The following is a 25,384-nucleotide window of genomic DNA, read 5'->3' as shown; positions in this document are numbered from 1 at the left end:
ATTCCTGCACAACGATCAAATAATAAAGGGAATTCTACTTGGGATGACATGTTAATTGAAGTTTGGTACCTACAATTTAACACTTTAATGCCCGTTGGTGAATTCCCCTTTCATGAATGTTTTATTATTTCTCTCTTACGCCGATAACCGTAATTTTGGTGTCGCCTCAGATAACAGTAGTAAAGATTGAGATCAAACTACTGTACTACATCAAAAACCAAAGCCTGGTAGGGCTTCAACAACATTGCTATTCCTTTGGTCTTTAGTTCGTCCTGATAATTGTTCAACAATAACTTAGGATTACCGCTTAGCGCTACACTTGTTTGGGCTTCTTTGTCCGAGAAGTTAAGTAACACCAGCATTCTCTTGCCCTGCCATTCGCGGGTGTAGGCGTATACCTGCGGGTTGTCTTTATCAAGCAGGGTATATTTACCATAAACCAGTACAGGATTATCTTTACGCAGTTTTGTTAGCCGACGAAAATAATTGAGACAGCTGTTTGGATCTTTCTCCTGGGCTGCAGCATTGATGGTTTTATAGTTCTGGTTAACATCCAGCCATGGTGTCCCGGTGGTAAACCCGGCGTTCTTTTTATCATTCCATTGAAAAGGTGTACGGCCGTTGTCGCGGCTGCTAAAACTTAGTTCTTTCAAATAAGCCTCAACATCCCCGCTCATATTTTTAACGTGCTGATATTCGTTCAAAGCTGAGACGTCGCGGTAGTCTTCGATCGTTTTAAATCCGGCATTGGTCATGCCCAGTTCGTCGCCGTTGTACCAGTAGGGCGTACCGCGCATGGTCATTACAAAAGTGGCCAGCATTTTGGCAGACGGTACTCTGAACGCTGGCTTGTCATTTCCGAATCGACTCACCATTCGCGCCTGGTCATGGTTGGAAAGAAATACCGATACCCAGCCTTTTTGCGCAAAAGCTTCGTCCCATTGGGTAAAAACTTCCTTGAAACGTGCCAGGCTGTACCCGTCGGACTTTGGAATATCTACACCGTCAAAAGGGTAAGCCATATTCAACTCATGCCGGTCTGCATCAACCAGGTTGTGCGCATCCTCCAAAGTATTGCCGGCGCCTTCAGCCACACTCATTATAGGATATTTACTCAATACTTCGCGATTCATTTCCTGCAGATAGCCGTGCAAATTGCCTTGAATGGCGTAATATTTGGTGAAGTTTTGCTCAAATCCTTTTGGGAACCCCGGCCAGGTGGTGTCCTTAGCCGCAAACTGAAACGCATCCAGCCGGAAACCATCGATGCCTTTGTCGGCCCAGAATTTCATAATATTATAAACCTCCTGGCGCAGTTTTGGATTTTCCCAGTTCAGGTCGGGTTGCTTCCGCGAGAAGTAATGCAAATAATAAGCATTTGTCAAGGAGTCGTAACGCCAGGCATCGTGGTTTATGTCAAATAAGCTGTAGCGATATGGCGGTTTGCCATTTTCGGCATTCCACCAATGGTAATATTCGCGGTAAGGATTATCGCGGGAACTGCGGCTTTGTTTAAACCATTCGTGCTCGTCGCTGCTGTGATTTACCACCAAATCCATCACCAGTTTGATACCCCGTTTGTGCATGCCCTTCAGCATGGTATCAAAGTCGGCCATGGTTCCAAACTCTTTCATAATGCCCCGGTAATCGCTCACGTCGTAACCATTATCATCATTTGGAGAACCATAGATGGGGTTAAGCCACACCGCAGTCACACCAAGGCTTTTAATGTAATCCAGTTCAGAGATGATCCCTTTCAGATCGCCAACGCCATCGCCATTGCTATCTTTGAAACTCCGCGGATAGATCTGATAGACGATAGCTTCCTTCCACCATTTACGCTCAGACGTATCAGGTCGATTTACCGTGCCCTGAGCAACCGCTCCTCTATAAGAAAACAATAAAAAAGCATATAGAATCAGACGTATTGACGACAACTTAGGCATGACAATTATAATTGGTATGATAAAGTTAATGTATTCAATAATATCTGCAACGACATGATCCTTAAATAATATACTACCTGTATTTCATAAACTATAGCAGTAGTTACTAAGATTACGGAAGTTTTTCTACCTGCAGAAAAGAATAGCCTTCTTTGTTTCAGAAGGATTTGAAATGACGCATTTCATTCAGCTACTCCATTAAAAAATAAATAAGTAACTGGCGAAAAATTTTGGTTGAGGTAAAAGGGCTCAGTCTGAAAAGTTGTGGGGAATCATCTGGTACTACTCGATGGGCTTGCTCGGGTGTTTGTAAACAATATTTGGCTGGCATCAGTACTCGCCGATCTTTATAATCTGCCCTAGATGGTTTATTCTTACCTTAACTATTTTCTCCAGATAGGGTAAGCTTTTGATGTTTCTGTACGTAACATCTTTTAATTCTTTCTTGTCTTCTACTGAGGTTTCCTGATGGTGCCTGAAAACGTATTCTCTTACTGCCGAATTACCGTAGGTAAGTTTTGAAAATTTCTGCACCCGATACAAATAAGGACTGATTAATTTATTGTTTGCAGGGTCTAAAAGATCTATCTCTGCAGGATCAAAATCTACAGATGGGAAAACAAAGTATTCATTCTGCTTAATGGTGAACAAAAACCGCCATCCGAGATGCTGATTATAGCTTTTATCTATAATGGGCAAACCCATGTTAATACGCTCTGTAATCACCTTATGTAACGACACTACCTCATCCTGCAAGTTACCGTCTTCGTCGCGGTAAATTGCCGCATGGTGGTTATTGCCCGTACTGATAAAATCTGCTGGTACCGGTTTCCCATCACGTAAAATTTCCCTGCCGAGGTGGTCCTTTTTAAAGTGTAAAGGTTCGGCATTTTTAACCCCGCTGATGGTTACCCGCTTAATGCTGATCCCCTTTGCTTTATTAAGCCATATAGGATTCTTATCCAGGTTAGAAAAAGCCTCTTTCGGATTCTCATTAAACTCTTGCCACCGTTTCAGTATAATGTTACGGGCTGCGCCGTCCAGGATTTTTTCGATGCTTTTCTTATCCTTAAAATTATCGGGCGTAATATCTTTACGGATGGTGTAATCGTCTTCCAACCGCAGTAATTTTACCTTTTCGGGCACCTGCTCCCCGGCGGATCCGGAGATGTACAACGGATTTTTTGCCAATACATTTTTACCGCCAAACGCCTTTACCGGATCATTTCCATATTCGTTAAGACGTTTAAAAAGTGCGTCGCGGTAGGCTTCGTTGGTTACGCATGCAATGGTTTCTGCCGTGAATTTCGTACTTACTTTTTCTTCAGTTACTACTTGCTTTTGCACTTTGCCATATACGGTCTCTTTATGCAACTGCCCGCGAGGGGTAAGCGTTTCCTGGATTTTTTCGCCATTGGCAGTTTTAATTTTGTTTTTATTCTTGGTAACAACTTTATTTTTAGCTTTAACAGATACCAGGGTTGCTTCCAGATGCTCTTTTGCCTGCTCCCTGAAATGCGGAACCGGCAGATTAAACCGCCGTTTGCCATCGGTTGCTATCTTCGTTTCTTTTGACTGGATCCGCAATACCGATTCTGTAAATTTATCTTCCTTGTTTCGGGCATTCAGGTGATTAAGGTATTGAATATAACTATGCTTGGTAAAGGCAATGGTTAAGGCGTCCATTGCGTGGTGGCGGTGATCGTGGCGTTTGCTCCAGTCAATAATGCGTTCCTTCAGGTTGCCATCCTTCATTTCCAGCTTTTCGGTAAGGCCGCGCAGGCGATATTTCTCCAGGTTCAGTTCCTGCATAATATTTACCAGGCCCCAATCATCACGCAGGCGGTCTGTAATGATACCTGTTGTGGTTACCACGCTACGGCAAATTTCATGCAGCATGGCTTTGGCTTTTTTGGCAATGTATTGGGTATCGCGCAGGTCGCGTTCAATAAATCCCTCGCCTATGGCCGCCCCCTGTAGCAGCAGTTTATTGTACTTCGCTTTGCGTTCGGGATAGAACTTCATAAAGGCCTCAAGCCGGGTCTTATATTCGCTTAACGCCTGCTCGCCATAGGTATCCTTAATAAAATCAAAAGCGGTGGCGTTCCCTTTTCTTAAGTTAATACTCCTTAACACCACTGTTTTATTAGAGAAACTATCATCAAACAAGCGCGATTGCGGGATGATGTGTTCTATATCATACTTATGAGTGAATAATTCTTCCCTTGAGATATATTCATTGGTGTAAAGGTCTTTATAGCCGTTAAACTTCAGTTCGTCATAAAGCTTATACCGGATAATATCATTACGGGTAGGATTTTTAACACCAAATTCTTTAATCAGCAAAGCCCTTATCGCTTCATGTTCGGCTTTTGTTTTATTCAACTGCAGTGTAGCCGCCTCGCGCTCTTTTGCATTTTTCTTTAATTCGCGTGCCAGTTCTATCCGCACCTCGTCCGGGCGCCCGAGTAAAGGGTCGGCAATAATGGCGTTCACTACGTTCACCATCTGGTTCAGTATTTTTTCTACTACCGGGTTACGCAAACTATTGCGGGGTAGCAGAACCAGCGTTTCTTTTAAGGGCCTGTTCTCGTTTTCTTCCCTGGTGAGGTACGAAGAATGGTTATACCCGGCCAGTGCGCAAGCCTCGCTGTATTTATTTTCGCGAATGTAGGGGAAGATCTTTTTAATGGCTTTGGCGCTAAGGCTTCCGTAATCATCCTGCAGCCCTATCTTGGCCAGCTCCTGGCCGAACACTTTTTTAAAGCCGAACTTGCTTTGCAGCAGCTGGTATAGCTTTTCGTTACCGGTAGGCGAATCATCGCCTTCGTAAGCATACAGCAGGTGCCAGAGCTGATAGGCCGACTGTTGATCTATGGCTTTGTTGAGCTGTAATGCATCAAAATCGAGTATGGACGCATCGATGCCCTGGGACGAAAAAAATTTAGTGATGGTGTTTTTGATTTGCTCAGCCGGAAGCTTAAGCCAGTCAATCTCGTCATGTCCTTCCAGTTCCATCAGCTTAAAAAAAGCAGCGTAAAGTAACTGGTTAGTGCGGTTACCTTCTACGGTTGTATAGTTAAGCTCCCACTCTTTGGGGTTAAGTTCCAATAGTTTCAAAACCTCGTCTTTGGGCAGGTTGCCTTTAAGGTTAAGGCTGGCAAAAAGTTTTTCTTTGGCTTCGGGCGATAAAAATTCCGGTTCCCTGATCTTTTTGTGCTGCACCTGCAAATTACCCAGGTTTTGCCAGATCTTGAACTCCTGGAACAGCGGGGACGATTTGGGGATGGCGCGTGCACCCATCTGATATTTTATCTTCTTGCCGTCCTTTTCAAACTCTACCACCTTGCTTTCAAACTCGCAGAAATTTACCAATCCTTTTTGCGACTTCAGCTTGCGCTGATAGAAGATAATAATATCCCTTACCTCTTTCTTTAGTGCAGCGGTTAGTTCGGGGTGGTAACCGGCCTGCTTTTCCCAGATGGCTTCAAACTCGTTCAGGTAATCCTGGCGGTAAAATACCTTGTTTTTGGTTTGGGCGTGCGGGTTTTGCTGTAGTTGATGGTACAGGTACTGCCCTACCGTTTGGTTATTAAATATCAGTTCTTTGCTGCGGTCGCTGATTTCGCCCAGGTAACCGCTCGAGTTGCTGATATTGTTATTGATCTCTGTAATAACATAAGCCGCCTCTGGTGCTGTTAGCTGCGTAGCTATGGCCATGCTGCGCCATTTATAAGCCCTTAACTTGCGCTCTATCCAATTGCCTTTATTTTCGGCAGTGTTAAAAGCATACCGGTTCCAGAATGCGGCAGAGGTGGCTTTCTGGCCTTTGCCTTCAATATCCTTTTTAAATTCTTTGGTAAAGATTTCGGGGTAAAACTGCGACTGGAACTGCCATACGTTTTCAAATTCGGCTTTCAGGTCAGACCGGTAAAACTCTGGTAAACTTTTTTTGCCCTCCTGCAGTAATTGGTAGCTGAGTTGCCCGGGTGTCAGGTTTTCGTTATATAATTTCCTGGCCACTTCCATCCCGTCTATCAATTGGCCCTCATCCTCGTTTTTGGCTTTGCGACTGCTTTTATAACCGCGCTTTTTGTTGATCATCAGCAGCACGCGGGCCAGTTCTTCCTTCTCAATTCTTTCTGTTACGGCCCTGGCCCGCAGCGCATAGGTTTGGTGGGTGGTGTTTTTATCATCTTCGGCCAGGGGGGTATCGGCAGTAATCAGCCCGGCATGCTTTAGTACGTTGATAAGGTTTTGTCGGCGTTGCTTGTAACGCTGCAGGTTATGGCGGGCGGTACGTTTAAGGGTACGCCCTGCGTTTACCGAAACCGGCTTGCCTTTGCTGAAATCCTCTTTTTCATCAGTAGTGAGCGGGTTAACGCGCACGCCCAGCTTAATAATGGCTGATGGCGCAGTGTCGTTTTCTTCTGCTTCGTGGACGAATGCCCAGCCGATAGAGGTGGTGCCAAGGTCAATACCGAGTATTTTTTTCATATTGTAACAGGTTCAAATTAATGGGGTGAAATCCTAAACTAAAAATAATTTTCCGTTTACCGGAATAGTGGATCATGAAATATTATTTAGCTTGTTTTGATTTTTGCAATCAAAAACATAAGTTTGAAATTCAAAGAAAAAGCAAATCGCAATAAGGATTATTCCGTTGTGTAAACATCAAGCGCCTCGTCTTACCATACGGGGCATTTTTATTTCTATACCTCCCGAAAAATCTTTTCCTACTCGCAAAATATTTTCTTTTTTCTGAATTATTTTATATAATTAAGAAACTTAACCCTATTGCGATGAATTATCCTCGATTACCAACCCCAATAGCTTTTTAACGATCTATATATACGCATTTCGTTTCCTCTACAGATAAACCGCGAATTTTGAAGAAAGAAGGAAGCAGCTTTAAAGAAGCATCTGGAAACAGGTGCATCCTTTGCTGTTCAATTCTTTCTGGTTCGTCGCGGTACCATCTGTAGGTTGAGGCAAAGGGTCACCTCTTTTCAGATTGAAAACTAACATTCAGTCTTAAAACCTTCACCCGAACCTTCAATGCCAACCTTAACCTGGATAGGAAAAGAAAAGGTGATTAACCACCACCATGATGTTCCGTACAAAGTACTCAACCACCGCTACTCCTTCAATAGCCACCACCCCGAACAAGAGGCCACCAACAAGATCATCCGCGGCGACAACCTGGAAGCACTGAAAGCCTTACTGCCCGAATATGAGGGCAAGATCAAGTGTATCTACATCGACCCTCCGTATAACACCGGAAAAGACGAGTGGATGTACAATGATAAAGTAGATCATCCTAAAATCAGAAAGTGGCTTGGACAAGTAGTTGGTAAACAAGACGAAGATCTAACAAGGCATGATAAATGGTTATGTATGATCTATCCTCGCCTTGTGTTACTGCACAAGTTGCTCTCTGAAAAAGGCGTAATTTTCATTTCGCTTGACGATAACGAGGTTTTCCACATAAAGCTGCTTCTTAATGAGATCTTTGGTTTATCCAATTATATCGGGAATATTATATTAGAAACCGCAACAGATAATAACCCTCGTCAAATTTCTACAGAACACGAGTATATACTTTGTTACGCCAAGAATAAGAACAAACAAAATGCTTGGGTTTCTAAATCGTTAGCAGCTGAATATATTCAATCAAAATATCTTGAGTATAAAGAAAAGTATGGTCAAGATCTAGTTTCCATACAAGCTAACCTTCGGAAATGGATTCGCGCAAATAAATCGAGTCTCGAACAAGTAACGCATTATGATAATGTAGATCATAAAGGCGTTTATCATGATGCAGACGTCGCTAATACTAAATTCGGTGGCTATGTATATGATATAGTCCATCCTTCAACGGGCAAGATTTGCAAAGTACCGGAGAAAGGGTTTCGTTTCCCTCTAGAAACGATGCAAAGATTGATAGAAAACGACGATATCCTATTTGGTGAAAATGAGCAGATATTAATTAAACCCAAAAAACGATTAGAGAATGTAACAGATCGGCTTAGAAGCGTGATTTATGAAGATGGTAGGAGTGCAACTAAAGAACTCGAACAGATGTTTTATAGAGATGTATTTAGAAACCCTAAGTCTGAATCAGTAATACGTCGTTTGTTAAGTTTTTCCACCTCACCCGATTCCATCATCCTGGACAGTTTTGCCGGCAGCGGTACCACCGCCCATGCCGTCCTTAATCTTAATAAACAGGATGGCGGCAACCGCAAATTTATCCTTATCGAGATGGAAGACTATGCCGAAACTATTACTGCCGAGCGGGTAAAGCGGGTGATCAATGGTTATGCGGATAAACCGGGTACGGGCGGTAGCTTCTCTTATTACGAACTGGGCGAACCGTTATTTACCGGCCCTAACAACGAATACCTGAACGAGGCCGTCGGCATTGATAAGATTAAAAGCTATGTCTGGTTTACCGAAACGCGCACGGCTTACCGGCCTATCGCCGACCAGCAGGAAGCGTTTTTGGGTATCCATGAACAAACCGCCTTTTATTTTATCTACAATCCCAACCGGCTTACCGCCCTTGATTTTGATACGCTTGGGCTGGTAACCGTTCGGGCAGGCCAGTATATTATCTATGCCGATAATTGCCTGCTGCCAAAAGATTTCCTGCTTCACCATCACATTGTCTTTAAAAAGATCCCGCGAGATATCAGCCGCCTTTAATTATGGAACTTAAACCTTATCAGCAAAAAGTGATCCTCGACCTGGACGCTTTTTTGGGCTATCTGCAAAAATATAAGAAGACAGACCGTGCGTTTAACCAGTTCTGGGAAGACCGTATCGGCCCTTACAATCCCTTAGTTGGCCAGGGCATGGAACCCTATAAAAACACCATTGCCAACGCTGCGCATGTTTGCATTAAGGTGCCCACGGCCGGGGGCAAAACCTTTATAGCCTGTAATGCACTGCACACCATCTTTAGCCATTACCCAGACCTGATGCCCAAAATGGTGGTATGGCTGGTACCGTGGAGCAACCTGTTGGGGCAAACCGTGGCCAACCTGAGCAACCCCGACCATCCCTACCGGCAAAAGCTCAACAGCCTGTTCAATCACCGGGTGGCGGTGTATGAGCAAAAAGACCTGCGGCAGGCGGCCGGCTTTAACCCTGCCGTGGTAAAGGAGCAGCTGAGCATCCTGGTGATGAGCTTTGCCAGCCTGCGCGCCAGAAACAAGGAAGACCGTAAGGTATACCAGGAGAACGGCTACCTTGCCCCGTTTGCTTCGCAATACGTCACCCGGGCCGATTTAATGGATGATGTGGACGAAACGGCCCTTATTAACGTGATCCGTACCATGCAGCCAGTTGTAGTGGTAGACGAAAGCCATAACGCTGAAAGCGCATTGAGTGTGGATATGCTGAAGGCGCTGAACCCCTCTTTTGTGCTTGACCTGACGGCTACGCCCAAGAATAACAGCAATATCATTAGCCTGGTACCTGCTATTGAGCTTAAAAAAGAAAACATGGTGAAGCTGCCCGTGATTGTGTACAATCATCATGATAAAACGCAGGTGATAAGCAGCGCCCTGCATTTACAGCGAAAACTGGAGTTGCTGGCCACCGAACAGGAGCAAAAAGGCGGTCCTTACATCAGGCCAATCGTATTGTTCCAGGCACAGCCCCGCACCGGGGAAGAAAATGTCAGTTACGAGCGACTAAAACAGCAACTACTACAGTTGGGCATACCCGAAAACCAGGTAAAGATTAAAACGGCAACGCTGGACGAATTGAAGGGCGAAGACCTGCTTTCCAGGAAATGCGCGGTAAGGTACATCATCACCGTTAATGCCTTAAAAGAAGGGTGGGACTGCCCGTTTGCTTATGTACTGGCTTCGCTGGCCGATAAATCGTCCGCGGTGGATGTCGAGCAGATCCTGGGCAGGGTGCTCAGGCAGCCTTATGTCCGGAAGCAAAGCGCCCCGTTGCTCAACGTTTCCTATGTGCTTACCGCTTCTGCCAAGTTTAATGATACCCTTCAAAACATTGTGAAGGGATTGCAGTCCGCAGGTTTCAGCAGTCGCGATTATCGAGAAGTAGACCTGATGACGGAGCGGGAAGAACAAGCCTTGCGGTACAGCAACGGGAAACAGTTAACACCGGATCTGGCCATGGATGCACATGAAGAGCCAGATATTGACATCGGCAGCATTAGCTTCAACCACGATCTGCCTGGAGACATCTTAGCAGAAGATAAAGTGGTAGCGGATATCCAGGCCATCGCCGACGAGCAAGCAAAGGCGATGGAACAGGTAATCAGTCGGCAAAAATTACAACCGGCAGATGACCGGATCTTTGAAGAAATGGGTGATAAAGTAAAACGCTACCGGATGAGCGAATTACACCGGGATACGGTTGCAGATATAAAGTTACCGCAGTTTCATTTACATGTACCGCAAAATACACTATTCGGTACCGGATTGGAACTTTTGAGCCAGGAGCCGCTATTGCGCAATTTTAAGCTGAGCAGCGAGGATATCAAGATAGATTTTGAACAGATCGCATCCGACCTTTACCGGGTAGATATCGAAGAAACCGGCTATAGCCAGTACGATGCGCGGTTTACACGGATAGAAGAGGCCATGATCAAAGAACCCGTGGTGACTTACATCTTATCTAAACCCCAGGAGAACCGCGTGAAAGACATCGCCCACCAACTTATCAGGATCATCGGCGATATGTACCCGATACCTGACCAGGAGATCCGTATTTATATCGAACGCATCCTCGGGTCATTAGATGCTGAACAGCTACAGGATATTTTGCTGAGAAAACAAAGCTATGCCGATAAGATCAAGCTGAAAATCAAGCAGCATGCAGATGCATACGCCGAAGAGCGTTTTAATGATCTGATAAAGATCGGTAAAGTAGTGACCCAACCGGCATGGCATTTTTCAGAAATGATTGTTCCGGGTATTACGGGAGCTTCCATCAGCAAATCTTTATACGAACGCGAAGGCGCTATGAATGATTTTGAAACCTCGGTAATAGAAACCATCTCGGCCTTGCCCAACATTAGTTTCTGGCACCGTAACCTGGGCCGCGGAAAGGGCTTTTGTATTAACGGTTATCAATCTAATCATTACCCGGATTTTATCGTCGGCACCCGGTTGGGCCGTATTGTTTTAATAGAAACCAAAGGTGATGATCGGGATAATTCTGACAGCCAGGCCAAATGCAGGCTTGGCAATAAATGGGAAGAACTTGCCGGGGATAGCTTCAGGTACTTTATGGTATTTAACCAAAAGCAGCTGGCCGGTGCCTATACTAAAGATAGGGCCCGCGAATTAATCCGTGAGTTATAACTAAACCACCATGATCAAGCGTACACTCCACTTTAGCAACCCTGCCTACCTGAGCCTGAAGAACGGGCAGATGATGATAGAGCTGCCGCACTTAAAAATCCTTAGCGATGAGGATGGCAAAAAGTCTGTCCCCATAGAAGATATTGGCGTGGTGCTACTGGATCATCAGCAGATAACCATTACCCATGGCTGCATGGCAGCATTGCTGGATAATAACGCAGCAATTATTACTTGTGATAACAGCCATCACCCGGTTGGCATGATGCTGCCGCTGGACGGCAATGATACCCAAAGCGAAAGGTTCCGCCATCAGATTAATGCCTCGCAGCCGTTAAAAAAGCAATTGTGGCAGCAAACCGTGCAGGCCAAAATACTGAACCAGGCAGCCGTGCTTGCAGACCGTGGTATCGATCATGACAATATGCTGTATTGGGCACGGTCCGTCCGTTCTGGTGATCCGGATAATTATGAAGGGCGTGCGGCAGCCTATTACTGGAAGAATGTGTTTCCTAAAAAAGTAGAATTCTTTAGGAACCGCGAGGGTAACCCGCCCAACAATTTGTTGAATTACGGCTACGCGATACTGCGTGCTATTGTAGCGCGAAGCCTTGTTTGCGCTGGCTTGCTGCCCACGCTGGGTATCCATCACCGCAATAAATACAATGCTTATTGCTTGGCAGATGATATGATGGAACCTTACCGGCCTTATGTAGACAAAATTGTACTGAGGATTATCGATAACGGCGAAAATTTTTTGGAATTAGGTAATGCCATTAAAGTGCAGTTGTTGGGTATTGCAACGGTTGACGTGCAATTTGAAAAAGGGCGTAGCCCGCTAATGGTTGGTTTAACAAGTACTGCTGCTTCGTTTGCACGGTGTTATGAAGGCCGAAGCCGCAAACTAGCGTATCCTTTGATGAGGAATTTCAATTCGAAAAAAGGGATGTTTTATCAGCAGGGAGAAGAAAGCTTTTTGGAGGATGCGGCAGAAGAGCAGGGTAGCTATGGGCCTAACCAGGATGATGGAGATGAAGAATTACCATTTTGATAAATGCGCTTAAACGAATACCGGGTTTTGTGGATATTAGTATTTTTTGATTTGCCGACTGAAACCAAAAAGGACAGGAAGATCTATGCTACCTTTCGTAAGAACATTATGAAAGACGGTTTTGCGATGTTTCAGTTCTCGATATACCTGCGCCACTGCAGCAGTCGCGAAAATGCCGATGTGCACATTAAGCGGGTAAAAAAAATATTACCGCCCCAGGGACACGTAGGCATTATGACCATTACCGATAAACAATTTGGTATGATGGAACTGTACTATGGCAGGGAAGAAAAGGCACTCCCGGATACACCGCAGCAATTAGAATTATTTTAGAATTTAAATCCGGAAGCCGTAGCAACCGGATTTTTTTAATTCTAAATTTTGAGACAACTAATTGATAATCTTACTGTTGATTTGGGGTATGTTGTCCCAAATATCAGTTGTCAAAGAATTGAAAGCAAATCACAACGTGCGCAGAGGGGTATAATCTAAACGAGAAGTTGTCCCAAATATCAGTTGTCAAAGAATTGAAAGCAAATCACAACGATTGATATAAGCCGCTCTAAGAGTTGTTGTTGTCCCAAATATCAGTTGTCAAAGAATTGAAAGCAAATCACAACCTAAAATAAGACGTATTGCAATTCAAATAAGTTGTCCCAAATATCAGTTGTCAAAGAATTGAAAGCAAATCACAACCATAACTTTTGTTTCTGAAATTTTGTTAGGTTGTCCCAAATATCAGTTGTCAAAGAATTGAAAGCAAATCACAACCTCTTGATGTTTTCGCCGAACTCGGTAAACGTTGTCCCAAATATCAGTTGTCAAAGAATTGAAAGCAAATCACAACGGTGCTGAGACCGCTAAAACTACTGCTGAGGTTGTCCCAAATATCAGTTGTCAAAGAATTGAAAGCAAATCACAACCGTTGTCTTAAGACAACACCAATGGGAAGAGTTGTCCCAAATATCAGTTGTCAAAGAATTGAAAGCAAATCACAACTCCGGCTCTCATTTTCCCCTTCAACCCCTTGTTGTCCCAAATATCAGTTGTCAAAGAATTGAAAGCAAATCACAACCGTACCTGGTTGCGAAGCAAAAGCAAGATAGTTGTCCCAAATATCAGTTGTCAAAGAATTGAAAGCAAATCACAACTCTTTGGATGCAGTTTGGCAGTTTCTTCAGTTGTCCCAAATATCAGTTGTCAAAGAATTGAAAGCAAATCACAACTTATGACTATAGATATTATTGGCAGCTTTCTGCACACTCAACGACGAGGTAACATTTGCGACTTCTTATTGTAAAAAACATGTTACATTCTAACTGGATTTTTTTCCATGTTTTCCAAGAAGTGAAACTTTTATTAGTAATATCAGATACTTTACTATACTAGGTTAAATTATTATCTGAACAGTTATAAGAAAGTATAGCTTATATTGTTAGATATTATTCGAATGATATATGTCATTTTAAGTATTAGGTAAATCTGTAATATTGTTCACTCTTATTAGGAGTAAACAATTCGATAAACCTAAAACTACTTCAATGAAAAAACTGTACCTATGTCTCAGTTTAATTCTTTTCTTTTTCTGCATCGGGTACAAAGATGCATTATCCAAAGACTCGCGATCTAGACCTTTAAAGGTAAATTTTGCTGCGGCCAGGGCCACTTTAATTCACAATGGCTCCAGTACACTTTACGGTACTATTCAATCAGCAATTAATGCGGCGGTAGATGGTGACGAAGTGGATGTACGAGCCGGTACCTTTACGGAGCAGCTGACGATTACGCAGGGTATTACGCTGAAGGGGGCAGGATTAAGCCAAACCATTATTCAGTCGCCATCGGCATCGGGCTTGGTGCAGAGCGGCGGGAATTGGAAGAACCTGAAAGCGCAGGACGTATTTGCGGTCATCGGCGTTAAAAGCCCGAATGCGGCAGTGACGATCAGCGACCTGACGGTAGACGGCAACAACCAGGGCTACCTGCCTGATGCCACCTATCCGGACAAGAACGCGTACGCTTTTGATGGTATCGCATCGCTGAATACCACCACTACGATTAATAATGTAAAGGTGACGCAGGTACGCGAACTGTACAGCGATTATTCAGGTTCTACACTGCCGCCGGGTTACCTGCCAGCAGATCAGCCTTCGGGTATGAACCATAACGAAGGCATCTTCGCAGAAAGTGCTACGGGTGCAGGCGCACATACGCTGACCATTACCAACTCAACGGTTACCAAATACCAGAAAACAGGTATCCTGGCCTGGGGGCCGACACTGACCGTCGACATCCACGACAATACGGTACAGGGATACGGCCAAACGCTTTTCAGTACAGGCAATGGCATCCAGATCGCATCTTCAGACCGTACGAGCCTGGGCGGTTTCAACGGCGACCGTACGGGTACAACCGGCAGTGTGGTGAATAACCAGATCCTGGGTATCGGTATTGTGATCCCGACCCAGGGTAATCCCGGTTATTATTACAACGCCGGGCTGGGCGGTTCTACGGGTATCCTGCTGTACAATGCCGGTAACGGAATCCAGATCAAGAACAACACGATCACGGGCAGTGGTACTTATAGCTGGCACAACAGCATCAACTCATCCAATAATGATGGTTATGCAAACCAGGCGATCGATATCACCAACAGCAATAATGCGGTGATCCAAGATAATACGATGAAAGATTTTGATGCAGGCATCCTGGAAGAGTCTTCGCTCTCCGGGTCCAGCCTGACGGTATCGGGCAATACTTTCAGCGGAAACCAGATCGACGTGATCGGTGCTGCGGGCGATGACCAGTTCAGTCTGGGCAGCGGTGCAGAGATCATCGGTTATCAGAAAAGCAATAACGGAACCGATGCGATCACCGGTTTTGGCACCGGCGATAAGCTATACCTGTTCGATGCCACGGCCAGCAATGTCCTGAACGGGATGATCGGCAATAGCCCGAGCATAGACTTTACCGGCGGCACCATCAGTACTGGTGACGGCAGCAACGTAGCAGCACATTCGGTACAGGTAGCGGTAGGGCCAAGCTCGACAACGCTATACATTGATGCCGATGGACAAGCAGGTGCAGCAGAAGTGCAGGTGAAGCTTAACGGTACCTACTCTACCGGTAATTTTAAATTGAATAAAGCATACATTGAATATGCCACTCCGGCAGCTACTTTAGTTCATAATAACACACAAACGGACTATAGTACTATTCAATCAGCAATTAACGCCGCAGTGAATGGCGACGAAGTGGATGTGCGAGCCGGTACCTTTACGGAGCAGCTGACGATTACACAGGGTATTACGCTGAAGGGGGCAGGATTAAGCCAAACCATTATTCAGTCGCCATCGGCATCGAGCCTGGTGCAGAGCGGTGGGAATTGGAAGAATCTGAAAGCGCAGGACGTATTTGCGGTCATCGGCGTTAAAAGCCCGAATGCAGCAGTGACGATCAGCGACCTGACGGTAGACGGCAACAACCAGGGCTACCTGCCTGATGCCACCTATCCGGACAAGAACGCGTACGCTTTTGATGGTATCGCATCGCTGAATACCACCACTACGATTAATAATGTAAAGGTGACGCAGGTACGCGAGCTGTACAGCGATTATTCAGGTTCTACACTGCCGCCGGGTTACCTGCCAGCAGATCAGCCTTCGGGTATGAACCATAACGAAGGCATCTTCGCAGAAAGTGCTACGGGTGCAGGCGCACATACCCTGACCATTACCAACTCAACGGTTACCAAATACCAGAAAACAGGCATCCTGGCCTGGGGGCCGACACTGACCGTCGACATCCACGACAATACGATCCAGGGATACGGCCAAACGCTTTTCAGTACAGGCAATGGCATCCAGATCGCATCTTCAGACCGTACGAGCCTGGGCGGTTTCAACGGCGACCGTACGGGCACAACCGGCAGTGTGGTGAATAACCAGATACTGGGTATCGGTATTGTGATCCCGACCCAGGGCAATCCCGGTTATTATTACAACGCCGGGTTGGGTGGTTCTACGGGTATCCTGCTGTACAATGCCGGTAACGGAATCCAGATCAAGAACAACACGATCACGGGCAGTGGTACTTATAGCTGGCACAACAGCATCAACTCATCCAATAATGATGGTTATGCAAACCAGGCGATCGATATCACCAACAGCAATAATGTGGTGATCCAAGATAATACGATGAAAGATTTTGATGCAGGCATCCTGGAAGAGTCTTCGCTCTCCGGGTCCAGCCTGACGGTATCGGGCAATACTTTCAGCGGAAACCAGATCGACGTGATCGGTGCTGCGGGAGATGACCAGTTCAGCCTGGGCAGCGGTGCAGAGATCATCGGTTATCAGAAAAGCAATAACGGAACCGATGCGATCACCGGTTTTGGCACCGGCGATAAGCTATACCTGTTCGATGCCACGGCCCGCAATGTCCTGAACGGGATGATCGGCAATAACCCGAGCATAGACTTTACCGGCGGCACCATCAGTGCAGGTGACGGCAGCAACGTAGTAGCACATTCGGTACAGGTAGCGGTAGGGCCAAGCTCGACAACGCTATACATTGATGCCGATGGACAAGCAGGTGCAGCAGAAGTACAGGTGAAGCTTAACGGTACCTACGCTACTGGAAACTTTAAACTCAATGGCGCTTATATTGAATATGCTTTAGCCACCCCAGTTATCACCTTCAACGCCTTATCTGCAAAAATTTATGGAGATGCAGATTTTGATCCCGGTGCAACCAGCACTAATAGCGGTGTTCCGGTAACGTATACCAGTAGCGATACCACTGTGGCAGCCATTGTAAACGGTAATATCCATATCGTGGGGGCGGGCTCGGCTACAATAACCGCCAGCCAGGTAGCAAGTGGAAATTATGCTGCAGCAACGAATGTACAACAAACACTCACTGTTAATAAGAAAGCCATCGCAGTTACAGCAGACGCCAAAACCAAAACCTATGGGGACAGCGACCCTGTGCTGACCTATACCTTCAGCCCGGCATTGATCCAGGGTGACAGCTTCAGCGGTTCATTTACAAGAGTAGCAGGCGAAAATGTAGGGACGTATGCGATCAACCAGGGCACACTGGCTTTGAGCAGCAACTATACGCTGACCTATACCGGTGCAAACCTGAAGATTGGCAAGAAAACCATTGCGGTAACGGCAGACGCAAAAAGCAAGATATACGGACAGGCAGACCCGGCGCTGACCTACACCTTCAGCCCGGCATTGATCCAGGGAGATAACTTCTCTGGCAGCTTAAGCCGTGCAACAGGCGAGAATGTCGGTACATATGCCATCAACCAGGGATCGTTATCACTAAGCAGTAACTATGCGTTAACGTATACCGGCAATAGCTTAACCATCAACCCGGCTAACCGTACGCTGACGTTCAATAACCTGCCGTTAAAAACCTACGGTGATGCTGACTTTGACGGTGGCGCCAGCCTGAGTAGTAACGAAACAGTGAGCTATGCTTCGGCAGACCCTTCCGTAGCTACCGTGGTGAACGGGAAGATCCATATTGTAGGTGCAGGCTCAACGGTGATCACGGCTTCGGCGCCCAATAACGCGAACTATAACTTTACTGCACCGATAACCCAATCGTTCCTGGTGATTAAAGCGAACCAGACGATTAGTTTCAGCAGCATCCCGACACTGACCCGCGGCGGCAAGTACGACTTGTCCGGCGTGAGCAGCAGTTCGGGCTTACCGGTAAGCTTTGCGGTAGCCGACAAGATGATCGCCTCGCTGCAAGGCACACAGCTGACAGCACAGGCCATTGGCACCACCAGGGTAACCGCATCAGCGGCTGGTAACAGCAATTACAATGATGCGATAGCGGTGGTGCAGACGGTAAAAGTGATTGATCCTAACGGCTTGCAGGTATTGGTACGCAGAGACGTATCACCAAATGGCGACGGCATCGGCGACGGCTTGTATATCGAGGGTATTCAGGATTACCCGAACAATAACGTAACGGTCGTGAACCGCGATGGGGTGAAGGTGTTCGAGGCAAAGAACTACGACAATGTGAACAATATCTTTAATGGTCGCTCTAACATCACGAATGCTTTACAAACACCGGGAACCTACTTCTACATTGTACAATGGACAGACGCGCAGGGTGTAGGCCGCCGCAAGGCCGGTTACTTTGTATTGAAGTATAACCAGTAACGAGAAACCAGAGACAAGAAACAAGAATGCCAAAATCCAAAGTCCTCCCTTCCGGGGAGGATAAATGAGGGGCTAAGACAATACAAAAAGACAAAGGATTACATGAACCTTTTCCAATCAACCAGACTACAAAGAGCGATCCGCGGCATCATGGCTGCGGGCGCTTTGTTCAGCATAACCACTGCCGCGAAAGCACAGCAGTTCTTTACCTATAACCAGTATATGAACAACCTGACGCCGATTAACCATGCCTACTCGCTGGTGGATAAGAATGGTAACATCACGGGGCTGTTCCGCAAACAATGGGTAGGGGTAGAAGGCTCACCGCAGACGTTTATCTTTAATGGGTATGCCCCTTTGGAAAACATCGGAGCAGCCATCGGTGGTACGGTACTAAACGATAAGTTTGCGGCAGAGAACCTGACAGAAATCAACGGATTTTTTGCCAAAGGCGTACAACTGGGCCGTAATAACTACCTTGGGGTATCGCTGAATGCGGGTTACCGCAGGTATACCACCAACTACGCAGAGCGTAACGCGGGTGACCCGGTATTTGCCAACGACGTACGGCAGAACAAGGCGAACATTGGTTTCGGGGTAATGTATTATACCAGTAATGCTTACCTGGGGGTATCGGTACCCGAGCTGACGATCACCAGCCTGGGTGATGCAGGGGTGCAGCAGAACGCCTATTTCCGTAACCATTATTACTTCAGTGGCGCTTATCTGCTGAACACCGCTGAAGATTTCAAGGTAAAGCCGGCCTTCCTGGCCACTTATACCCGTGGCGTACCGTTTGTGGCAGACTTCTCAACGACGATGTACATCAAGAACACCTTGGGCATCGGCGCCAACTACCGGACGAACAACGAGATGTCGGGCATCATCAGCGTAATGACAGATCAGTTCCGGCTGGGTTACAGTTACCAGTTCGGCACCTCATCGGCGAATATAGGCAGGTTTAACAATGCCACCCACGAAGTTACACTCAGCTACCGCTTCGGTAAACACTTGAACGAACACGGCTTGCTGTAATTGCATAGCAAACCTATTAATAAAACCGGGCAGCACCTGCTACCCGGTTTTTTATCGACTTCAATTCCAATAGTTAATGAATGCTATCGGCAGTGGAATAATCGTCAAGTTGATTTGGTATTTAAAGGTTCGAGTCCCGATTATCAAAAACGTCAAAAAACCTTTAACAATTTAGTTTAAAAGGAATTCTAAATTTTTAGCTGAATGAACGGGGCTGTAACCTTTCCTGCAACTAATTCAATCATAAGCATGTAATGTGATAACGGGCTAAGGTACGTGAGATCATCTTCTGTATAATCGCTTGCAGGGCTCTTTTAACATAATGGGCATAAGCCTTACGGGTTTTAGCGTCCGTGCCACAACGTAAATATCAATATCACCTGAAGGATTAGCTGGGCAACGTGCGCGTAATGATCGAGAAGGCCAGTACGGGCAGCACCACGGCAGTTGACGAGAACGAGTATTACGCCTTCGGTTTTAAGTACCGGGTAACAGCGATTAACCTTTGCTATAGAAAGTATAAGTATGGGTGTTTATTGAGTGTACCGAGAAGTGATATCAAATTTACAGACCCTAAAAGTCCGTAGGATACTCCCAATTGATCTTCCTTTTAAGGTTTTAAGTAGAAAATAAAACATTGGTACCCGATTTGGTACCCTTTTAATAGTTTTAAGGCTGAAACTCAAGTTCAATTGAATCTAAATGTGCTTAATTACGAATGTTTAATAAACTTTTCAGTTAGGTTCGAGTCCTGTCTATGGAAATAAAAAGCCCTGTAAGTTATTGACTTACAGGGCTTTCTTGATTTTTGTATATTTCTTAGCGGAATGGACGGGACTGTCCATCCGTATGAAGTAGTCTCATTTAGAGATATATAAAGTTATAAATGATCAATGGTACCCTAATTGGGACCCGAGATAAATACTTTTAGTTAGCAGTATTTGGAAAGAACTTTTGTTATTCAAACTTACGAAATAGCTTTAAAAAAAACAAAGACAACTATTTATTAGGCTCAAAGGATAGATCAATTCAGTGACGATGTAATCATTTCGTAGCTGGAACTATTATTAAACCACTGCAATCGGTTTTATCACCGGCAGTTCATCACGCGCAAAATGCTCATCATGACCTGATCTGGCTGATGAATGTCTGGCTGAACGATTATTTTGAGCATGCCATACTGAACGGCTTACGCCACAGGCCATCGCTGCCCATTTGCAGGTTTCGCAACGTTAGTTATCAGACATGCTGAAACGCCGACGGGCAAAACCACCCAAGAGCATATCCATCTGCTCCTGATCGAGAAAGCGAAACGCTGCTCAGTAATGAAAAGCTGACGACTGCCGAGATCGCTTATCGATTGGGTTTTGAACATCCACAATCGTTTAACAAACTGTTCAAGCAGAAAACCAATCTATCCCCGCTGGAATTCAGAAGAGCTTTTAACGAAAACTGAGATCCGGTTCGCAACTGCTGATCCTGCATGACGAAGGACATGGAGCGGGTTATTCAGCTGATGGTGTAAATTATTCGGATGAATTTATGAAAGGCCTGCTAAAACCGCTGAAGTCAATCGGTAACAGTGCAGTCGTCGATTAACGTTGAAGGGGTGCGTTCATCCCCTGATTACCGCGCTCCTGTACTTTATCTTTCAGATCTTACAGATATTACGTTGCTTTGATCTAAATAGCCCAATGAAAGGAAGAGATCAAATTTCATTATACTGGAAATGCCAGCTGGCCGGCTGGTCAGTTGCGTCTTTGTACTGGGCTACACAGGGAATGCTGGACGGACATTTTATTCTCTGGATCGGATCGTTGCAATTCGTGTCTGATGTGGTACTGTATATCCTGATCACCCATCTTTACCACCGTTTTGCCCTTCGGCGCGGTTGGCAGAACCTGGAATTAAGGCCCTTAATCGGCAGGCTGATCCCGGCACTTGTTGTTTTAAGCGTGTTATACCTGGCGGTAACGGCTAGCAAGGTTTATGTTTTTCGTTTATTCTTTACCCATTACGACGCGGGTACGATTGCCGGTCTGCTGCGCAATAACGGATTGCCCATGTTCATGGCCGGTATCCGGCTGATGTCGATCTGGCTGCTGGCCCACCACCTGTATTACTATGGGAAACGCGAATTGAGCCTGGCGCAGGAAAATTCCCGGTTGGCCCTTGCCGCTAAAGACGCGGAAATGAAGCTGGCGCTCATCACGAAAGATGCCCAAATGGAGACGTTACAGTCCCAACTCAACCCACATTTCCTGTTCAACGCACTCAATACGATCAAGGCACTGGTGGTCGACGATCCTGCATTAGCCAGACGCGGCATCGACCTGATGTCTGAGCTGTTACGATCGTCGCTTTATCACAACAGGATGGCTACGCATACCTTGCGAGAGGAGATCAGTTTGATAACGGATTACCTGGAATTGGAGAAGCTACGGTTAGAGGAACGACTTCAAGTCAATATCGCCTATCCTGATGAGCTTGCAGGAACAACCATATTGCGTTACAGCATACAAGTATTGGCGGAAAATGCGGTTAAGCATGGGATCAGCCATCAGCGTTCTGGCGGACTGCTCAGTGTAAACGTGACCGGGCACCAGGATTGTATCGAGGTACTAGTACGGAATCCGGGAACGCTGCAGATTGCGGTCCACAATGAAGGTCTGGGCTTAAAAAATCTGAACGAGCGGTTACAATTATACTATCAGGGTAAAGCGAGTTTTCACATTAATGAAAATGCCGGGATCGTTGCGGCATCCATTTTTATTCCAAGGATATGAAGCAAATAAGGGCGGTGATCATTGACGACGAGCGGAGCGCCAGGAACGAACTCCGACGGCTGGCTACCCGCTATCCCGACCTGGAGATCTCGGGCGAAGCCCGGGACGCGGATGAGGCACAGAAACTTCTGGGGATACTGAAACCCGATCTGATCTTCCTGGATATTCAAATGCCGGGCAGATCCGGCTTCGAACTACTGGAATCATTGGAACGGGTCCCGCAAGTGATCTTTGTCACGGCATTCGATCAATATGCGTTAAAAGCTTTCGAGGTGAGCGCGCTATACTACCTGCTCAAGCCGGTGCGCGAAGAACGTTTCGCTATAGCCATCGAACAAGCCCGGGAAAGATTGCGAAAGACCGAGGAACCAGCTGTTTTTGTTAAAGACAAGAACCGGTATTATTTTCTCCCCTGGAAAAACGTCTACCTGGTTGAATCGCTGGACAATTATGCCCGGCTGTATTTCGGCGACCGGAATGTCCTGATCAAAAGTTCGCTGAACCGGCTGGAAAGCCAGCTGGAGAAAAACGGTTTTTTCCGCGCCAACCGGGCGCAGATCTTTAATAAAAATTTTATAAAAGAGATCGTTACGATGTCCGGCGGGCAGGCACAGGTCATGCTAAAAAGCGGTGATCAGCTAGAACTTTCCGAACGTCAATGGGTCAAATTTAAAAAGACAAACGCGGGTAAATAGTTAAACACCTTATTTAAAGCGTAAAAAAAAATGAACAGATGGATCTGCCTGGCATTGCTATGCCTTTTTTTTAACCTATCCGGCAAGGCACAGTCTTTAAAATGGACTGCCGAAGCCGGTCGCGACAGCGTGCATACAGATCTGCAGATCCGGCAGATGGCCGGGAAATTGCAGAACATCTACAGGGAGCGTAACCGCAAAACCTATCTCGAAAACTATTACCGCTTGCAGTTGCTGACCGGGAATTATGCAGCGGCTATCCTTACCGCAAAGCAGTGGCTCCCGCTTTGGCAAGCCGAAAGCCCTTATAAACCGGCGGTCAGCCTTGCTTATCAGCTTTATGCCCGGGCTAAACAAGTGCAGTCGGCTCATCCGGGCACCTTTACAACGATCTATACCCAGGTATTCCGAGAGGCCATGCGTAAGCTGGACGACCGGACCGCTTACCGCGAATACGGCAGTTTTTCGAATCCCGGGGTCCTTAATAATTTAAGATCAGCATTCGAGGATCGTTTAAATGCTGCCAATAAAACAGCTATGCTAATCCCGGCTGAAGCGCTCGCCCTTTGCGTTGCCTATGCCGATCTGTGCCTGGCTGAGGAAACGGGACAGATCGCGCAGGCGCTGATCCTTGCCGATTGCCATAGACGATATGCAGTTACTCAACAACTGGCGCGCATCCCCAGCGGCATACATCTGCATGTAGTGACGATACTTAAAAAAGAGCAACACCAACCACAACCGGCGGCGATGCAGTATACCATCTATGCAGACAGTGTCCCCGGCGTGAGATTATATGCTCCGGCAGCTTATGGTTATGCAGGCGTCGTGGTTTACAGCCGGGGTAAGGGATTTAGTCGGGATGGGATTGTGCCCTTTGAACATGACGGGGAAGATGCCAACCAGATCATCACCTGGATTGCCAGGCAGCGCTGGTGCAACGGAAAAGTCGGCATGTTTGGCGGCAGCTATAATGGGTTCACCCAATGGGCGGCAGCCCAATACCATAATCCTGCACTGAAAACCATCGTGCCCTATGTAGCAGCGATTCCGGGCCTCGGCCTGCCCATGGAAAATAATGTATTCCTCAACGCCAATTACGGCTGGGCTTTTTATGCCACGAACAACCGCTACCTGGATAACCGTACTTACAATGACCCGGACCGATGGGCATCATTGAACCGGAACTGGTTCAAAAGTGGCGCAGCCTATAATAAGATCGATAGTGTTGACGGCACCCCCAATCCCTGGCTGCAACGCTGGCTGCAGCATCCAGACTATGACCAATACTGGCAGCAGCAGGTACCTTACCAGCAGGATTTCGCCAAGATCAACATACCGGTGCTAACGGTAGAAGGCTATTACGATGACGGACAGATCTCAGGCCTGCATTATTACCAGGAACACCTGAAATATAACCGTAAAGCAAATCATTATCTCCTGATCGGCCCTTATGACCATTTCGGCACCCAAAACGGCGGCGTTCCGGTATTACGTGATTATGCCGTCGATCCCGCGGCATTGATCAGTACCCGCGAGGTCACTTTTCAGTGGCTCGACTATGTACTGAAAGACAAAAAGCGGCCTGCCCTCATTAAAGGCAAAGTGAACTATGAGGTAATGGGTGCGAACAAGTGGGTGCATACTGGATCTATCGCCGGAATGGCCGATAAAAAACTGCGCCTGTACCTGACCGATCAACCAAGCGGAAATTACTACCAGCTCTCGGCAAAACTGCCGGTGCATCCTTTCCAGCTTAACGATACGGTAGACCTGTTTAGCCGACAGGCCTGGTACGGCGATTATTACCCATCGCCCATCATCAAAAACGACATCAACCGCAGCAACGGGCTGTTCTTTGTATCAGAACCATTTAATACAGCAATACAAATTAACGGCCTGTTTACCGGCGAGCTGAAAGCGATCATCAACAAACGCGATATGGATATTACCGTGGTACTTTACGAAGTAACGCCCGATGGCAAATATTTCCAATTGTCTTACTTCCTGGGCCGTGCCAGTTATGCCCACGATATGACGCAGCGCCAACTGCTGGTACCCGGACAAACCACCACGATCCTTTTTGAACGTACCCGCCTGGTCAGTCGGCAACTACAGAAGGGCAGCCGTTTGCTGGTGGTGGTCAATACCGATAAGAACCCGTTCGCGCAGGTTAACTACGGGACAGGCGGTGATGTGGCTAAAGAAACCAGCAGCGATGGCAAAGCGTCTTTAGTGATCAAATGGCTAAACGGGAGTTACATCGATATACCCGTCAAATTTTGATTTCACATTTTTTAACAAACCACAGTTATTGATGCATTTATTTTAGCATT

At 46.3% G+C, this 25,384-nt stretch carries 13 protein-coding genes and 1 CRISPR repeat array; of the genes, 11 read left to right on the top strand and 2 right to left on the bottom strand.

Annotated features, from left to right (window positions below; all coding sequences use genetic code 11):
• Positions 1-197: 197 nt before the first annotated feature.
• Both MUY27_RS13175 and cas9 read right to left on the bottom strand, forming a co-directional pair.
• A complete protein-coding gene (locus MUY27_RS13175; RefSeq protein WP_245130497.1) occupies positions 198-1,946 on the bottom strand; it encodes a glycoside hydrolase family 13 protein in 1,749 nt (582 codons plus the stop codon).
• Between the two features lie 330 nt (positions 1,947-2,276).
• Positions 2,277-6,443 carry a type II CRISPR RNA-guided endonuclease Cas9 gene (cas9, locus tag MUY27_RS13170; RefSeq protein WP_245130496.1) on the bottom strand — a complete coding sequence of 1,389 codons (4,167 nt, stop codon included), beginning with the start codon at positions 6,441-6,443 and terminating at the stop codon, positions 2,277-2,279.
• Between the two features lie 561 nt (positions 6,444-7,004).
• Here cas9 and MUY27_RS13165 point away from each other — a divergent pair.
• The 11 genes from MUY27_RS13165 (at position 7,005) to MUY27_RS13115 (ending at position 25,334) form a co-directional block, all read left to right on the top strand.
• Positions 7,005-8,654: a site-specific DNA-methyltransferase gene (locus MUY27_RS13165; protein WP_245130495.1), complete on the top strand. Its 1,650-nt coding sequence runs from the start codon at positions 7,005-7,007 to the stop codon at positions 8,652-8,654.
• 2 nt (positions 8,655-8,656) lie between these two features.
• Positions 8,657-11,293, top strand: a complete 2,637-nt coding sequence (locus MUY27_RS13160; protein WP_245130494.1) for a DEAD/DEAH box helicase — start codon at positions 8,657-8,659, stop codon at positions 11,291-11,293.
• A 10-nt stretch (positions 11,294-11,303) separates the two neighbouring features.
• Positions 11,304-12,341 carry a type II CRISPR-associated endonuclease Cas1 gene (cas1, locus tag MUY27_RS13155; protein ID WP_245130493.1) on the top strand — a complete coding sequence of 346 codons (1,038 nt, stop codon included), beginning with the start codon at positions 11,304-11,306 and terminating at the stop codon, positions 12,339-12,341.
• A gap of 3 nt (positions 12,342-12,344) precedes the next feature.
• Positions 12,345-12,674 carry a CRISPR-associated endonuclease Cas2 gene (gene cas2, locus MUY27_RS13150; RefSeq protein WP_245130492.1) on the top strand — a complete coding sequence of 110 codons (330 nt, stop codon included), beginning with the start codon at positions 12,345-12,347 and terminating at the stop codon, positions 12,672-12,674.
• A 90-nt stretch (positions 12,675-12,764) separates the two neighbouring features.
• A CRISPR array of direct repeats spans positions 12,765-13,567; the repeat unit is 46 nt; unit sequence GTTGTCCCAAATATCAGTTGTCAAAGAATTGAAAGCAAATCACAAC.
• 315 nt (positions 13,568-13,882) lie between these two features.
• Positions 13,883-18,532 carry a beta strand repeat-containing protein gene (locus MUY27_RS13145; protein ID WP_245130491.1) on the top strand — a complete coding sequence of 1,550 codons (4,650 nt, stop codon included), beginning with the start codon at positions 13,883-13,885 and terminating at the stop codon, positions 18,530-18,532.
• Between the two features lie 102 nt (positions 18,533-18,634).
• The gene (locus MUY27_RS13140; protein WP_245130490.1) at positions 18,635-19,567 is read left to right on the top strand and encodes a PorP/SprF family type IX secretion system membrane protein; all 933 of its coding nucleotides are present in this window, start codon (positions 18,635-18,637) and stop codon (positions 19,565-19,567) included.
• Positions 19,568-19,977: 410 nt separating this feature from the next.
• A complete protein-coding gene (locus MUY27_RS13135; RefSeq protein ID WP_245130489.1) occupies positions 19,978-20,154 on the top strand; it encodes a hypothetical protein in 177 nt (58 codons plus the stop codon).
• Positions 20,155-20,927: 773 nt separating this feature from the next.
• Positions 20,928-21,023: a hypothetical protein gene (locus MUY27_RS20675; protein ID WP_338042675.1), complete on the top strand. Its 96-nt coding sequence runs from the start codon at positions 20,928-20,930 to the stop codon at positions 21,021-21,023.
• Between the two features lie 238 nt (positions 21,024-21,261).
• Positions 21,262-22,353 (top strand): sensor histidine kinase, encoded by a 1,092-nt coding sequence (locus MUY27_RS13125; RefSeq protein WP_245130488.1) that lies wholly within the window; start codon positions 21,262-21,264, stop codon positions 22,351-22,353.
• Positions 22,350-23,048, top strand: a complete 699-nt coding sequence (locus tag MUY27_RS13120; RefSeq protein WP_245130487.1) for a LytR/AlgR family response regulator transcription factor — start codon at positions 22,350-22,352, stop codon at positions 23,046-23,048. Before MUY27_RS13125 ends, MUY27_RS13120 begins: the two co-directional genes overlap by 4 nt.
• A gap of 30 nt (positions 23,049-23,078) precedes the next feature.
• Positions 23,079-25,334, top strand: a complete 2,256-nt coding sequence (locus MUY27_RS13115) for a CocE/NonD family hydrolase (protein WP_245130486.1) — start codon at positions 23,079-23,081, stop codon at positions 25,332-25,334.
• The last annotated feature ends 50 nt before the right edge of the window (positions 25,335-25,384 follow it).

The organism is Mucilaginibacter straminoryzae (assembly GCF_022953055.1).
GTDB classification, from domain to species: domain Bacteria; phylum Bacteroidota; class Bacteroidia; order Sphingobacteriales; family Sphingobacteriaceae; genus Mucilaginibacter; species Mucilaginibacter straminoryzae.
This window is presented reverse-complemented; position numbering and strand designations above follow the sequence as displayed.